General features: G+C 60.2%; 12 protein-coding genes and 1 pseudogene. 6 read left to right on the forward strand and 7 right to left on the reverse strand.

From position 1 onward, the window contains the following. Positions 1-15: 15 nt before the first annotated feature. On the forward strand, positions 16-756 hold the full coding sequence (locus NKI52_RS19200; protein ID WP_352699207.1) for a gamma-glutamylcyclotransferase: 741 nt from the start codon (positions 16-18) through the stop codon (positions 754-756). Here NKI52_RS19200 and NKI52_RS19205 read toward each other — a convergent pair. From NKI52_RS19205 to NKI52_RS19235, 7 genes and pseudogenes are all read right to left on the reverse strand, one after another. Then, positions 743-2,725 carry a glycoside hydrolase family 127 protein gene (locus NKI52_RS19205; protein WP_352699098.1) on the reverse strand — a complete coding sequence of 661 codons (1,983 nt, stop codon included), beginning with the start codon at positions 2,723-2,725 and terminating at the stop codon, positions 743-745. The two genes, NKI52_RS19200 and NKI52_RS19205, sit on opposite strands and share 14 nt — an antisense overlap. A 27-nt stretch (positions 2,726-2,752) precedes the next feature. Further along, on the reverse strand, positions 2,753-3,610 hold the full coding sequence (locus NKI52_RS19210; RefSeq protein WP_254817449.1) for a carbohydrate ABC transporter permease: 858 nt from the start codon (positions 3,608-3,610) through the stop codon (positions 2,753-2,755). Next, entirely contained in the window at positions 3,610-4,539 is a 930-nt protein-coding gene (locus NKI52_RS19215; protein ID WP_352452309.1) for a carbohydrate ABC transporter permease, read from the reverse strand. The genes NKI52_RS19210 and NKI52_RS19215 overlap by 1 nt, the downstream gene beginning before the upstream one ends. 292 nt (positions 4,540-4,831) lie before the next feature. After that, complete coding sequence (locus NKI52_RS19220; protein ID WP_352458703.1) at positions 4,832-6,085, reverse strand: ABC transporter substrate-binding protein; 1,254 nt, start codon at positions 6,083-6,085, stop codon at positions 4,832-4,834. An 81-nt stretch (positions 6,086-6,166) separates the two neighbouring features. Further along, positions 6,167-7,222 carry a LacI family DNA-binding transcriptional regulator gene (locus NKI52_RS19225; protein WP_352699101.1) on the reverse strand — a complete coding sequence of 352 codons (1,056 nt, stop codon included), beginning with the start codon at positions 7,220-7,222 and terminating at the stop codon, positions 6,167-6,169. Positions 7,223-7,537: 315 nt separating this feature from the next. Next, entirely contained in the window at positions 7,538-8,947 is a 1,410-nt protein-coding gene (locus tag NKI52_RS19230) for a DUF6600 domain-containing protein (RefSeq protein ID WP_352699209.1), read from the reverse strand. Between the two features lie 204 nt (positions 8,948-9,151). After that, positions 9,152-9,374 (reverse strand): annotated as a pseudogene (locus NKI52_RS19235) (LacI family DNA-binding transcriptional regulator); the annotation flags it as partial. A gap of 556 nt (positions 9,375-9,930) precedes the next feature. Between NKI52_RS19235 and NKI52_RS19240 the strand changes: the two are divergent. The 5 genes from NKI52_RS19240 to NKI52_RS19260 all read left to right on the forward strand — a co-directional run bounded on the left by NKI52_RS19240 (position 9,931) and on the right by NKI52_RS19260 (position 15,616). After that, positions 9,931-10,593, forward strand: a complete 663-nt coding sequence (locus NKI52_RS19240; RefSeq protein ID WP_352699103.1) for an ABC-three component system protein — start codon at positions 9,931-9,933, stop codon at positions 10,591-10,593. Position 10,594: 1 nt separating this feature from the next. After that, positions 10,595-11,092: an ABC-three component system middle component 5 gene (locus NKI52_RS19245; RefSeq protein WP_352699105.1), complete on the forward strand. Its 498-nt coding sequence runs from the start codon at positions 10,595-10,597 to the stop codon at positions 11,090-11,092. Next, positions 11,079-12,989 (forward strand): hypothetical protein, encoded by a 1,911-nt coding sequence (locus tag NKI52_RS19250; RefSeq protein WP_352699107.1) that lies wholly within the window; start codon positions 11,079-11,081, stop codon positions 12,987-12,989. The genes NKI52_RS19245 and NKI52_RS19250 overlap by 14 nt, the downstream gene beginning before the upstream one ends. A gap of 135 nt (positions 12,990-13,124) precedes the next feature. Beyond that, complete coding sequence (locus NKI52_RS19255) at positions 13,125-14,855, forward strand: adenylate/guanylate cyclase domain-containing protein (protein WP_352699109.1); 1,731 nt, start codon at positions 13,125-13,127, stop codon at positions 14,853-14,855. Between the two features lie 224 nt (positions 14,856-15,079). Beyond that, a complete protein-coding gene (locus tag NKI52_RS19260; protein WP_352699111.1) occupies positions 15,080-15,616 on the forward strand; it encodes a dihydrofolate reductase family protein in 537 nt (178 codons plus the stop codon). Positions 15,617-15,678: the final 62 nt, after the last annotated feature.

Raw genomic sequence — 15,678 nt, forward strand, 5'->3', positions numbered from 1 at the left:
GCTGAGAGCATGAGGATGAGGAAGGTCATTTCCGCCGCATCACGGCGTTCGCCGCGCAAGACACCGATGGCGCTGACCGAGGCGCTGGTCGCCCGCACCTTGCGTGCGGTCGAGGATGCCGGGCCGACGCCGGGCATGGTCTACATGACCGATGCCGATTACGCGCGCATTCGCGACGAGGTGCTGGCCGGCGCGCCGGGCGGGCCGGTGATGCTGTTCGCCTATGGCTCGCTGCTGTGGAAGCCGGCCGGCGAGGTCAGGGGTGGCGAACGGGCCGTGGCGACGGGCTGGCATCGTTCGTTCTGTTTTACGGTGCAGCGCTTCAGGGGCACCATCGAGCAGCCCGGCCTGATGATGGCCCTCGACCGCGGCGGCCAGTGTCAGGGCATGGTATTCGAGATCGCCGAGCCAGTGGGGGCCAATCTCGAAACGCTGCTGCGACGTGAGATGACCATCCTGCCGGCCGTCAACGTGCCGCGCTGGCTGCAGGTCAGGACGGGCGACGGCACGGGCCAAGCGCTTGGTTTCGTTGTCGATCCCGCCAATCCGCGCTATGCCGGCAAGCTCGAAAAGCGAGCGATAGCGGCGACCCTGGCCACGGCCGTCGGCCATTGGGGTTCGGGCGCCGAATATCTGTTCGAGACCATTCGCCATCTCGACGCCTGCGGCATCCGCGACCGCAATCTCTGGCAGTTGCAGGAACTTGTGGCCGAGGAGATCGGTCGGGCGCTGCGGTCGGGCTTCATTCGTCCCTGAGCCAGACCAGCATCTCGCCGGGGTCGCGGTTGTCCCAGGCGAAATACGGCACGGCGGTGATTTTCGCGTCCTCGACCGCCGGCCGTTCGGTGCGGTAGAGCCCCTCTTCCCAGTTTTCGAAAGCCTCCTTTTTGGCAATCGCCGAAAGTGTCACGACGCCGCCCAGAAGGTTCGGCTGCTGATGCGCCGCGATGTCGGCCGTTCGCGGCAGAGCGATGCGGTGCAGCTGGCTGGAATTGTCGGTCTCCTCGACGCAATAGATCAGCGGGCCGCGCGTCAGTGCGACACGGCCGATATCCTGCCGCACCTGGGGATTGGCGTAGAGGCGGTCGACGGCCATTTCGAGGTCGAGCTCGACGCGGTCGCCCTTGCGCCATTCGCGGCGGATCGCGGCATAGCCGTCGCTGGTGATGGCAGCCAGATCGACATCGGCGCCGTTGACCTTGAGCGCTGCCTTGCGGCACCAGGCCGGCAGGCGCAGGTGCAAGGTGAACTCGGTCGGAGCTTCCGGTTCGACAGAGATCGAGACCGCGCCGTCCCAGGGATAATTGCTCGTTTGGGTGAGCTCTATCTGCGTCCCAGAAATATCGAAACGAGCCGTGCCGTTTCCATAGAGGTGGACGGCAAGTGCTGTGTCCGACAGGCCATAGAAATAGCTGCCGATCGAGGCGACCATGCGCCCGACATTGGGCGGGCAGCACGGGCAGCGATGCCATTTCCAGCGGTGGTGGGCACCGCGGCTCTCCAGCGGATTTTCATAGAAGAACAGCGAGCCGTCGAGCGACAGGCCGGAGATCGAGCCGTTGTAGAGCGCCCGCTCCATGATATCGGCGTAGCGCGCATTGGGACCCATGCCGAGCATGCGGCTTGCCCAGAACACCAGGCCGACCGAAGCACAGGTTTCGGCATAGGCGGTGTCGTTGGGCAGGTCGTAATCGGCGGTGAAACCCTCATTGTGCGATGACGGCCCGAGGCCGCCGGTGACGTAGAGATTCTTGGTCATGAGGTCGTCCCACAGCCGGTCGAGCGCCACCCGCAGCGTGTCGTCGCCATATTCGGTGGCGATGTCGGCCATGCCCGAATAGAGATACATCGCCCGCACCGCATGGCCGACGACCTTGTCCTGCTCGCGTACGGGCTTGTGCGACTGGTTGTATTCGTAAGTCTTGAAATGGTAGGCCTTGGGGTCGGCGCCGCGTGCTCGCGCCTCCTCGTCGAAATAATGCGGCTGCTGGCCGCGCTGATCGATGAAATATTTGGCAAGCTCCATGTATTTGCGCTCGCCCGTCACCCGTGCCAGCTTGACCAGCGCCAGCTCGATCTCCTCATGGCCGCAATAGCCCTTCTTCTTGCCGGGCTCGGGACTGAACGTCTCGGCAATATGATCGACATAGCGGCACATGATGTCGAGCAGCTTGCGTTTTCCCGTGGCCTGGTAATAGGCGACCGCGCCTTCGATCAGGTGGCCGGCGCAATAGAGCTCGTGGCAGTCGCGCAGATTGGTCCAGCGCAGGCCCGGCTGGATGCGCTGGTACCAGCTCGACAGATAGCCGTCGGGCTGCTGCAGCTTGCCATACATGTCGATGACGGCATCGATCTTCTTCTCCAGCTCGTCGTTGCGGCGGCGGTAGAGCGAATAGGCGGCGGTCTCGATGGTCTTGCCCCAATCCGAGTCCCAGAACATCTGCGTCGTCACCGTCGAGCCGGTGAACTCGTTGCCGGCGGTGGCTGCCTCGTCCGGCGAGGGTGAGTGGAACGGAATGACGACGCCGGGCGACGGCCGGTCCGGGTCGATCTGCTCGAGCATGCGCGCTTCGACACAGCGGTCGTAGAGGATGCCGGCGGTCTTTGCGGCGACGGCATCGACGCGGTCGCCCCAGAAGCCGCGCACATCGACCTGCGGCACCGGCAGCGGGCGAAAGGCGAGTTTCGGCTTGGCGCCCTGACTGGCGGATTGCGATGCGGTCATCAATTTACTCCGGTTCGGTTCGGTTGGTCACTTCACGGCCCCTGCCATCAGGCCGCGGATGTAGAAGCGCTGCAGCAAAAGGAAGAGCACCAGGCACGGCACCATCATCACGGTGACGCCGGCCTGCACGGCGCCCCAGTCGATGGCGCCGAAGCGGCCGGACTGCAGTGCGGTCATCATGATCGGCAGCGTGAATTTCGACTGGTCCGTCATCAGCACCAGCGCCGCCAAAAACTCGTTCCAGGCGCCGAGGAAGGCAAACAGCGCGATGGTGACGATGCCCGGCCAGACCAGCGGCAGCATCACCCTCAAGAGCATGGTGACATTGTTGGCGCCGTCCATGCGCGCGGCCTCCTCGATCTCGCGCGGCACCGCGTCGAAGGCGTTGCGCATCATGAAGATCGAGAACGGCAGCTGCAGCGTGACGTAGACGCAGACCAGCCCGGTCAGCGTGTTGTGCAGGCCGATCTTGGTCAGCACCAGGAAGATCGGCGTTAGGATCGACTGGAACGGGATCATGATCGTCGACAGGATGACGACGAACAGCAGGTTCTTCAGCGGAAAGCGGAAGCGCGAGAAACCGTAGCCGGCGAGCACGCTGACGATCACCGACAGCACCACCGTCATCACCGAGACGTAGATGCTGTTTTGCGCCGGCAGCCACAGGCCGTCGCCGAAGGTGTTGAGCGTGGCGTAGTTCTCGAGCGAGATGCCGCTGGTCGGCCACGGCGGCAGCGGCGGCTGGCGCGCTTCCTGCGCCGGCTTGAAGGCCGAAAGCACCGTCCAGGCGATCGGCGCCAGGAACAGTATCGACGCGATGATGCCGGTCGAGTGCTCGGCAATCTGCATGCCGATGCGGCGTTTGCGGCTCCTTGCCTGCGCCATCAGTCGACCCCTTCCGGATTGCGCAGCAGCCGCAGCTGGATCAGGCTGAGCGCCACCAGGATGACCAGCAGGACCATCGAAAGTGCTGCGCCATAGCCGAGCTTGAACGACACGAAGGACTGGTTGAAGATCCAGTAGACGGCGGTCAGCGTCTGGTTGCGCGGGCCGCCGCGCAGGATGATGTAGAACTGGTCGAAGGCGAGGATCGAGCCGGCAACCGACAGGATCAGCGCCAACGCCAGCGTGCGGCGCATCAAGGGCAAGGTAATCGCCCGGAACCGCGCGAATGGCCCTGCCCCGTCGATCATCGCCGCCTCCTGCAGGTCCGGCGGGATCGACTGCAGGCCGGTCATCAGGATGATCATGGTGAAGCCCGCCACCTTCCACACCACCATGGCGATGATCGACCAGAAGGCCGGCTGGAAGGTCGCCAGCAGGTTGAATTTCTTCTCGGTCAGGCCGAGCTCGAAAGCGGCCGGGCTGAACAGGCCGGAATCGACATTGAGCAGCCATGACCACAAAAGGCTGGCCGAGGCGAAACCGATGACCGCCGGCATGAAGAAGGACGTCCGGTAGAAGCCGGTCAGCTGCCGCGGCCTTTCGATGAACAGCGCCAGCGGAAAGGCGACGGCGAAGATCGCGATCGTCACCACCACCGTGTAGTAGCCGGTGAACTTCAGCGCGTTCCAGAAGCGGGTGTCGCGCAGGATCGCCCAGTAATTGTCGAGGCCGATAAAGCTATGCGCGCCCATCAGCGGCCAGTTGTGCAGCGACATCCAGGCGGTCATGCAAAGCGGCACGATGAAGAAGACGACGACAAGGGCAACGGCCGGCGCGACATAGAGCAGGCCGATCCACTGCCGGCGGCCGGCGCCGACTAGTTTGTATGCGCGCGCTGGCGCGGCGGTGGTTGCTGTGATGGTGGTCATGCCGTGGTCTTCCGTTAGCGCTACGTCCCCCTCCCCCTTGAGGGGAGGGTCCGGCCGAAGGCCGGGGGTGGGGTCGCCTGCGAAGTGCGCCGACATCAAAAGAGCGTCGAGCACTGCCGCGATGACCCCACCCGGACCTGCGGTCCGACCTCCCCTCAAGGGGGAGGTTAAGGGGCTGCGGGGGTGGGGTCGCCTGCGAAGTGCGCCGACAGAAACGTCGAGCACTGCCGCAACGACCCCACCCGGACCTTCGGTCCGACCTCCCCTCGAGGGGGAGGTGGGCGCCGGCGCCTTACTTCTGCGGCGCCGAATCGATGATCGACTGCATCGTTTCCTGCGCATTGGCGATGGCGCCGTCGACGTCTTCGCCGAAGAAGACCTCGTTCATCATCTGGTTCCACGGACCGTTGGCCGAGTTGATCAGGTCGTTGAACACCACCGAATAGGGTGTGCGGCCCTTGGCCATGGCTTCGGCGGCGGTCTGGTAGCGCGGGTCGAGGTCCTTGAGCGCATCCTTGGCGATGTCGCCGCGCACCGGCAGGCTGCCGTATTTCGCCAGGATGGTCTGGCCCTCGAGCGAATAGGCGAAGTCGAGGAACTCCTTCACCACCGCGACCTTGGTGGTGCCCTTGGTGACGACGAAATTGTCGCCGCCGGCAAACGACGACCAGCCGCCGTCCTTGCCGGGCAGGAAGGTGATGCCGTAGTCGATGTCGGGATATTGCGTGTTAAGCGCGCCGATGGCGAAGGCGCCGGACGGCGAGATGCCGATATTGCCGGTGGCGAAGGCGGCAAAGAAGTTGGAGCCGGTGTCGGTCTGCGCGCCTGAAGGCACCAGGTCCTTCTTGACCATCGAACGGTAGAGGTCGATGGCACCGCGCATCTGCGGCGTGTCCAGCGTCGCCTTGGAGCCGTCCTCGGTCAGGATGTCGCCGCCCGAGGCCCAGATCAGCGGCGTGAAGGTGAAGATGTTGCAGCCGCCGCAATTGCCGGAGAAGTAGAAGCCCTTGATGTCGCCGCCGAGCGCGTTGACCTTTTCGGCGTCGGCTTCGATCTCGGCCCAGTTGGTCGGGCCCTTTTCCGGATCGAGGCCGGCCTGCTTGAACAGCTTCTTGTTCCAGATCAGCACCGAGGAATCGGCCGAGAACGGCAGCCCGTAGATGCGGCCCTTATAGGTGCCGGTCTTGACATGCGCCGGCGACAGGCTGGCGAAATAAGGCAGCGATTTCGCCCAGTCGGTGATGTCTTCGAGCTGGCCGGCGGCGGCGAAGGACGGCGTGTAGATCAGGTCGAGCGACAGCGCATCGGGCGCCGTGCCGCCGGCAGCCGCAGCGCCGTATTTCGGAATGATTTCGGCATTGGGGATGATGTCCAGCTTGATCTGGTTCTGATGGCCCTTGTTGAAGGCATCGACGACGCGCGGCATGAAGTTCGAGCCGTCGGCGCGCACCCAGATGTTGGCGGTGTCGGCGGCGGCCGAGCCGGCTGTCGCCAGCGTGCCAAAAATGCTCGCGGCAATGGCGAGCCCGGTAATGGTGGTTCTCATGCTTCTCCTCCACATGGTTTTAATTTAGCGTCTTAATTTAGCCGCGCCCCAAGCGGTGACTATCGACACGGCCCGTTTCGTTCAGCCGTCCGGCGGACGGCCGCATGACTGACGCACCACCAGCCGGCACGGCAGTTTTCTGATGCCCGGCAGAGCGGGTTCGCCGCCGACGAGCGAAAGCAAGGCAAGGCCGGCCTCGCGGCCAAGTGCTGAAAGGTTCATGTCGACCGAGGTCAGCGGCGGCCGAGTCGCTTCGGCGACGATCTGCCAATTGTCGAAACCGATGACGCCGACCTCGTCCGGCACGCCGATACCGCGCTCGCGCAAGGCGTCGATGACGCCGCGCGCGATCTGGTCGTTGCCGCAGAAGACGGCATCGGGCCGCTCCCGCGTGCCGTCGAACCCCTCGCCGTCGAACAGCTTTCTCACGGCCTCATGCCCCCAGGCTTCTGACCACGGGCCGAGCAGCGGCTCCATGACCGGCAGGCCGTTCTCGGCCAGCACTGCGCGATAGGCCTCGGCCCGCGCATGCACCACGGCAAAGCTCGCGGGACCGCTGACATGGGCGATGCGCCGCCGCCCGAGCCGGCAAAAATGCTCGACAGCCAGCCGCGCCCCGCCGGCATCGTCGGAGACGAAGGCGATGGAGCCGGGATCGGGCTCGGTAAAGGCATAGATCGCCGGAATGCCGAGATTGGCGAGATCGACCGGCAGATGGCGGTCGATGCGCTTGCCGGTGGCGATGATGCCATCGACGCGCTTGTCGAGCATGGCATCGACATGCAGCTGGGCAAGGCGCGGGTCGTCCTCGACATTGCACAAAAACACCGAGACGCCGGCATCGACCAGCGCGTCGGAAACGCCGGCCATCAGCGGCAGCGAAAACCGGCCATAGGTGTCGTTGGTCAACAGCCCGACGGTAAAGGAGCGCCGCCGCAACAGGCTCTGCGCCAGGCTGTTCGGGCGAAAGCCAAGCCGCTGCGCCGTCTCGCGAATACGGGTCCGCGTCTCGGCCGTCATCCGCCCCTGCCCGTTCAGCGCTTTTGAGGCCGTGGCGACACTGACGCCGGCAAGCGCGGCCACCTCACGGAGGGTGACGGGCTGCTTGACAGGCGTTGGCTGCGCATCGGACGCCATGATTTGGATATCGATCCTCCCAGGTGAGAAAAGCTTTTCTCTTATGGCCCGGCGGGTGCTGAATGGTGAGATCAGCGGGTGCCGGCAGAGTTGGGAAAAGGTTTTCTCAAAAGGAAGATTAGGGGAAGGATGCAAGGATGGCAAGAGGGAATGGCCTGGTTACAGGCATGTTCGGCAGTCAACTACGACTCGCTGCCCTGGGTCCAGGATCTGCCATGGCGGCCCGAAGGAAAGAGGGCGAGCACCTTTGGCGTGCATTGCCGTTCAGCGGGCACCGCGATGGAATAATCGCGGTGCCGCAGTCTACCCGCAGAGCTAGCAGTTCTCAGTCTGTGGATCGCACGCCTTGTTTTTCTGTTTCTGTGGCTTGGGCTTGACCGCCTGCTCGGGCTCGGCCTGCTGCTGCTCGGCCGCTGGCTGCTCCTTGGCCTTCCGCTTCTCAGGCTTGGCAGCCTGCTCCGGCTCAGCCTGCTGCTGCTCGGCAGCGGGCTGCTTCTTGGCCTTCCGCTTCTCAGGCTTGGCCGTCTGTTCGGGCTCGGCCTGCTGCTGCTCGGCGGCGGGCTGCTTCTTGATCTTCGGTTTCTTAGGCTTGGCCGTCTGTTCGGGCTCGGCCTGCTGCTGCTCGGCGGCGGGCTGCTTCTTGGTCTTCGGCTTCTCAGGCTTGGCCGTCTGTTCGGGCTCAGCCTGCTGCTGCTCGGCGGCGGGTTGCTCCTTGGCCTTCGACTTCTCAGGCTTGGCCGCCTTGCCGGGCTCGGCCTGCTGCTGCTCGGTGGCCGGCTGCTCCTTGGCCTTCGGCTTCTCAGGCTTGGCGGTTTCTTCGGGCTTGGCCTGCTCGGTCGTTGCAGCGCCTTCGGTCGGCTTCGATTTCCGGCCAGCCTGAACCTGCTTCACCTCTTCGATGTCCTTGAGCTTAGCTGGTTTGGCCTTAGGGTCGGCTTTCACCTCGCCCTCAAAGACAGCGACCGTATCGTTTTCCAGTTTGCCGGACTGCTCGGGCGCGTCGGTCTTGCTAACCTTGACGGCAGTCACCTTCTGGTTCGTCTCCTTTTCGATCACATCGACATCAATGACTTTGTTGATCACCAAATTGTTCTGGATCGTCACGTCGCCGGCCGGTTCGGCCGCCTCGACAATGCGCACAAACTCCGGCTCATCACGAATAACGACCACAGAAATGTCCGCGGCAAGGAATTCGCGGGTGGGGACCACAACCCAGTAATAATCCGGCGTCGTGTCGAAGATCACCTCGATTGAAATCAAATCCGGATCGCGGCGGGGCGGCAGCGGCGCCCAAATGATGTGCTCTCTGTCACGACGCCAACTCACCCATGCTGGCGCCCAGCGAGTGCCCGGAACCCAGTACCAGCCGATATCGTCGGCATAGCCCCACCGGCCGTAATGGTACGTCGCCCAGCCGAACGGCTCGTCGGACACCCAGAGCCAGCCATACTGCTCGGTATAGACCCAGTGTCCAAGCGTATACGGACGCCAATCGTCAGGCACATCAACCGGCACGAAAACGGTCGCTCCGTGATACGAGACCCAATCACCATAGGAAGACAGTTCTTCGTAGAACGTGCTGATCGAAACGGTGGTGGCAGCCCTTGCCTCGGACAAAAGCGACAATGGCACAATCGGGTTGGGAATCTCGACGACCGTGAGCAGGCAGGCGGTTACGCCGCCGAGCATCAGTCGCACCGCATGTTGGGCAAGGACGCGTTTCATCGTAATCTTCCTCCGAAACAGATCGCCCTTCATCGTACAAACCGGCCGGCTGCCGGATTGTTCCACTTTGCTGACGTTACCCGCATCCCCTCCCGCAACGGCTTGGCATCGCACGATGATATTTGGGATCAGAGTTGCTTCATGAAGGCGGCGACCGTCACAAATGCGCGCCGAAGGCGCGGCGATAAGCGGTTGGTCGGCGGGCCCGACGGTAAAGGAGCCGCCGCAACAGGCTCTGCGCCAGGCTGTTCGGACGAAAGCCAAGCCGCTGCGCCGTCTCGCGAATGCGCGTCCGCGTCTCGGCAGTCATCCGCCCCTGCCCGTTCAGTGCTTTTGAGGCCGTGGCCACGCTGACGCCGGCGATGGCCGCCACCTCACGGAGAGTGACGGGCTGCTTGACAGGCGTTGGCGAGGTGTCGGAGGCCATGGTGCGCGGTGGATTCCTTAGTTGGGAAAAGCTTTTCTCTTACAGAGCGGTGGTGGTGATTGGGGTGGTCGATTGGCGCCGGACAGTTTGGGAAAAGGTTTTCTCAAGGGAGATTAGGATTAATTGCCGGCAACACAAGTGGGTATTGGACTTAGCGTGAGCACACCTTCCTCTACCCAACGGCGAAGGCTTTCATGAGCCGGAAACCCACGATCGGTGCAGGGTAACGGAAAATATGGTCGGTGACCTGCGAGGATGTCTAAGACCGCGTCCGATAAGGTGCTTTCCTATCGGAATGAGCTGCACTCGCAGTTGAGAGCTCCACAACCTTATGATAAGAACCGGTAAGCGGGGGAGTTATTATGAATTATCTTTCTTATGTTATCACGTTCATCGTAGGGTTGGTGGCTGGCTATTCCCTGAAATTTGTCGTCGATTTCAGTCGCCGCAAACGCACTGACATCACCAGATCTGCGAATAGCCAAGGCACAGTCGACCAACAGAATAATCGGGTTGGCGGCAACTTGGCAGGCCGTGACGTGAACGTGAAATAATCTTGACGAACGACGACGGCAAAGATTTGACGAAGAATGCGCTTGCTGATCTCAAGGGCAGTGGGACCTTAATTCCACTGGACCAATTCAATTCGCTGTCATCTGCAAGACAGACTGAAAATAATGTTCAAGGTAATATGGCGGGCCGTGATGTGAATGAAGTTCACATCCATTTACCGCCAGAAAAGCCAAAGTCTCAGTTGAGCAGACTCTACAGTCGCCTTGCCGCCGAGGCCGAGGGAGACAAAACCCTCACTGCGTATATCAGCCAACTGGAAATCTTCACTCGGCAAGTCGAAAACGAAAAGGTCATTGGCCTTGAAGGAAAGCTCGTGGCCGCAGGCCGATCCGATGATCTGCATATGGCTATGGCCATGAAGGAAGCTGTTTTCGCCGGCATCCGTGAGAATTTGTTCTCGCCTACATATCAGCGAATCGCCGCCACCTTGATGGGGAAGATTCATGAGGCTTTTCATACAGAGATAAAGCCCTTGATCAGGGGCTCCGCACCCCGGTCTGATATTGACCAAGCGGTGAATCTTAGAGTTATTGGGCCAATTGTAGCAGAACTCGAGGAATGCCCCGATTTTGATGAAGCACCAATTCCTCTGGTACGGGGCATGTTATACTTTTTAACCGGAAACTGTCACGTTAGCTGGCACTAGAATGCTGGTATATCACCCAATATTCGATATACATCATGGCTTATTTCGTCTTTGCTTCATATTAGATCACCACCCTTCAAAAGAGATTCATATTGACGCTTTGAGAATCTTGGATTTCTACTTTCTTTTTCCTTACCTGCTTTCTTCATTTGATTTTACCCAAGGCGCAGGGAAACAGGGGAGACTTTTGGCAGGGCCTAGATCAAAGTACAACATGACTGCGTCGCCTGAGACACTCTTGAACCATCTACGGGGCCTGAACCATCTTACGCTAACCGCCCTAGCGAGTAAGAATATCCTGGCTCCAGCGGACTTGGAGTTAGGGGTGGCAAGGAGAACTGATGTCGCTCTTCCGGAGACCATCTTCGACGCGGCTCAGGAACGAGACATCGAGTTGGCCTCATATTTGGCGACGAAGCTCGGCACGATCCCTCTATACGGGCCAAAAGGCCTGAAAGCTCGGTCTCACTTGTTGGAGTACCGATATGATCCGGTTTGATCCTATCCTCACGCTCAATCGGCTGGTCGTAGAGAAAGGCCAAGCCGCAGCATATGACGAGAAGTTCAAGCTTGGGATCAATATGATCCGCAGCGAAGGAAATAGCCGGGGAAAGTCGACAATTGCCGATCTGATTTTCTTCGCGCTAGGGGGCGATCTCACTTCTTGGAAGGACGAAGCCGGCAAATGCGATCGGACGTTGGCCGAGGTGCAAATCAACGGATCGCCTCTAACGCTGAAACGCGAGATTGCTCTATCTACCACACAACAACCGATGTGGATTTTTTTTGGTCCCCTTGAGCAGGCCCGCAATTCAGCAACCGAAGGATGGCAGAAATTTGGATACCGCCGGGCCGGTGAACGGGAGAGTTTCACCCAGGTGTTGTTTCGCACCCTTGGGTTGCCCGAAGTTCCTTCAGAAGAGTCGAATATAACGGCCCATCAGGTTCTCCGCCTCATGTACGTCGATCAGATGACGCCGGTTAACAGAATATTTCGGCTAGATCAGAACGATTCACCACAGCGACGGCAGGCTGTGGGCGACTTACTTTGCGGAGTATTCGACGAACGAATTTACCCTGGTCAGATTAGACTGCGTCAGTTGGACAGAGAGTATGCAGCGTCTTCGTTGCAGCTAAGCGGTTTGCTAAAGGTACTTAGAAGCGTCGATGAAAGCATGGACTTCTCCGATCTTTTGAGCAGGGCCCAATCGGTCGAAGCTGAGCGCGGTAACTCCCTTGAGGAAATCGAGAGGCTCCGAACAGAAAAACACTCTGACTCTGCTTCGTCGAGCGAGAAGTCGGCCGTCATTGCGACCCTAAAGCGCGACTTGGACCGCATCAGCGATGAGATAAATTTGAGGCAAAGCGAGCTCGATCGCCTCAAGTTTGCAATCGAGGACGGTAGGCTTCTACTAGTTGAGATAGAACGGTCCATCACCCAACTAAGGCAGTCCCAAAGAACAGGACAGGCGTTCGGACCGATTCATTTCTCATTCTGTCCCAGTTGCTTCACGCCGGTCGCAGAATCGTCTGACGCTCACACTTGCCATTTATGCAAGACGCATATCGATCCAGATCAAGAGCGATCGAGATACGCCAGGATGCAAAACGAACTCGAGGTGCAGCTTAAAGAATCGAATGCCCTGCAAATGCAACGTCAGAAGGATGCTGAGGAGATAGGCGACCGTCTTCACAAACTCCATCGGATGCGAACCATCATGTCAGATGAGTATCGATCGACGGCGAAACATTATTCCACCGAATCTGAAGCGCGAATTGAGCTACTCACAAGGCGCATTGGTTTTCTGGACAGAGAGTTGATTGATATTGAGCGCGAGCGCAAGGTTGCTGCTGAGGTTGCCCAACTGAGCTCAGACAAGGAAAAGCTGAACTCTGAAATCACTGCGTTGCGCGAAAACATAAATGAATGGATAAAGCTAAAACAGCGCCGTGAGACATCCGCCTATCAATCGATCTCCCGAGCCACGGCCGAGATTCTGAACAAAGACACCGCCAACGACATTGGCCTGGTGCATCCGGACGGTGTCTACTATAATTTCACTGAGGATCGCGTTGAGATAAACGGAAAGTCTGGGTATTCCGCCAGCACTTTAACCCTGATCAGAAACGCATTTCACTTGGCTTTGCTGGTAGCGTCATGCCGTGACAAACAGTTTAATTATCCCCGATTCCTGCTTTTGGATAACGTCGAGGACAAAGGAATGACGCCTGATCGGAGCAAAAATTTTCAGCGTCTGATGGTCGCTTTAAGTCAGAGCCTCGACTACGAGCATCAGATCATTTTTACGACTTCGATGCCGGACGAAGGGCTCGATGACAGCGGCATTAGCGTGGGCGAAAAGTACACGGAGAGGAACCTTTCGCTGAAGTTCTGATGAAAAGCCTAGTTGGGTCGGCCTGCCACCTTCGAGGCACCGAGACCACCCCCAAGCTGCCCCAGCTGCTGCGTACAAGCCCAAATTGCTGGATTTGGCAGCCCAGGAAGGATAGGCTTGGTTTGTGGTTCAGCGATGGAACAGAGACTAGCCGCAATTCTGGCTGCCGATATGGCGGGCTACAGTCGGCTAATGGAGGCCGACGAATCCGGCACGCTCGCACGCCTTCGGACCCATCGCATAGAACTGGTCGATCCCGCCATCGCGAAGAACAAGGGCCGGATCATCAAGACCACCGGAGACGGCATGCTCGTTGAGTTCCAGAGCGTGACCGATGCCGTGAAATGCGCCGTGGAAATCCAACAGCGCATGAAACGGCGCAATTCGGATGTGCCGCAAGAACGGCGTATCGAATTCAGGATCGGCATAAATCTCGGCGACATCATTTTCGACGATGAGGATATTTTCGGCGACGGCGTCAATATTGCCTCGCGCATCGAGCAACTCGCCGACGTCGGCGGTATCTGCGTGACCGCAGCGGTGGCGACCCAAATTGCCGACCGTCTCGAAATTGCCATGGAGGACCTGGGCGAGAAGACGTTGAAGAACATCAGCCGCCCGGTTCGCCTCTATCGCGTTGGGTTTGATAGTTCTGTCCTGCCAGAAGTCGAGGCAAAGCGATCCATCTCGAAACCGTCGATAGTGGTGCTGCCATTCACCAACATGAGCGGCGACCCCGAGCAGGAATTTTTCGCGGACGGACTGACCGAGGACATCATCACCGAACTGTCCCGCCACCATGAGCTGTTCGTCATCTCGCGCAATTCCAGCTTCGTCTACAAGAACCGCGCCGTGAATGTGCGCGAGGTGGCCGAGAAACTCACCGTCCAATACCTGGTGGAGGGAAGCGTCCGCAAGATCGGCGACAGGGTGCGCGTGACGGTTCAGCTCATCGACACGGCGAATGACGCTCATATTTGGGCAGACAAATATGACCGGAAGCTGGACGACATATTCGCGATTCAGGATGAGGTGACGGCGGCGATCGCAGCCACGCTGCCCGGTCGTGTCGAGGCGGCTCAGCGGGACCAGCTCGCGCGGGCGAAACCTGCAAACATGGCCGCGTATGAATGTGTGCTTGCTGCCAAGGTGCTGCATCACCGAAGCACGATTGCGGATAATGAACGCGCGCAAACCTTGATAGAAAGGGCCGTCACACTCGACCCCGATTATGCCCATGCCCATGCCTGGCGGGCCTGCATTCTTGGCCAGGCCTGGGTCCATAACTGGTGCGAAGACAGGGATGCCGTCTGGAACAACATCATGGCAGCGCTGGACAGGGCGCTGGCGCTGGACAACAACGATGCCGATGTCCATCGCATTCTCGCGGCCGTGAACGTGAACAACAATGAGCTGACCACTGCGCGCTACCATCAAGAGCGCGCGCTGGCCCTCAATCCCAATTACGACCTCGTGGTGGTGCAGCAAGGCGAGTTATTGACGTGGCTCGGGAGGCCGGAAGAGGGAATTGAATGGATCCGCAAGGCAATGCAGTTGAACCCGCACCACCCGGAGAGGTTCTGGAGCCATCTGGGAAAGGCGCATTTCGCCGCGCGCCAGTATGGCGAGGCGATCGAAGCGTTCATGCATCTGTCAACCATGGACTCGGCTCAGCACGCTTTCGCCGCTGCCTGCTACGGCTGGCTCGGCGACGAAATCGCGGCCGCGGCGCATCTAGGCAAGATCAGAACGCTCGATCCCCAATTCGACATCGATTCATTCATCGCCACCCTGCACTTTGCCCAGGAGTCTGATGTGCAGCACGTCCGCGAAGGACTGCTGAAAGCCGGTATCGCCAACCTGTAGCCAGCCGGTGACTACGACCCAGATCCAATCGGCAAAAAAGACCGGCCTCCGATGCGGACCTTGTGGCATGACCGAACGAAGGGCAGGTCGGAGAAGCTTTTCCCACGGTATCGGTCTTTGGAAGCGAACAGGGAAAACCCTCCCCCTGAAAAAGCGCCGCGCTAGTTGACGGCGCATGTCGCATAAGGCCCGCGCCATTCGGCCCTGCCAGAAAGGAACCCGCCATGAGAAAACTCATCATCACCGAATTCATCAGCGTCGATGGCATTGCCGAGGTCGAGAAGCTGCCGAGCGTGGCCTGGAACGATGAGATGCAGAAATTCAAGGACGACGAGCTTGCCGACAGTGGCGCCATGCTGTTGGGGCGCACGACCTATGAGATTTTTGCCGGCTCGTGGCCCAAGGAGACCGGAGACTTCGCCGACCGGTTCAACGCGCTGCCGAAATATGTCGCCTCGTCCAGCTTGCAGGCGCTCGACTGGCAGCCGGCCGAGCTGCTGCAGGGCGCGTTGCCGGAAGCGGTCAGAGGGCTGAAGCAAGGCAGCGGCGGCAACATCTATGTGCATGGCAGCCTCAGCGTCGCGCAGGAATTGCTGCGCCATGGCCTGGTCGACCGCATCAGGCTGCTCAGCTATCCCGGTGCCGTCGGCCAGGGCAAGCTGCTGTTCCCGCCCGGCGCGCAATTGCCGCTCGAGCTGATCTCGGCCACGCAATTCGGCAACGGCGTGGTGGCGCTGGAGTATGCGGCTGGGATGGGGTGATGAAGGCTAATCTCCCCCCTTGAGGGGGAGATGCCCGGCAGGGCAGAGGGGGGCGTCTCGCG

Source organism: Mesorhizobium sp. M0590, assembly GCF_040320905.1.
Classification (GTDB): domain Bacteria; phylum Pseudomonadota; class Alphaproteobacteria; order Rhizobiales; family Rhizobiaceae; genus Mesorhizobium.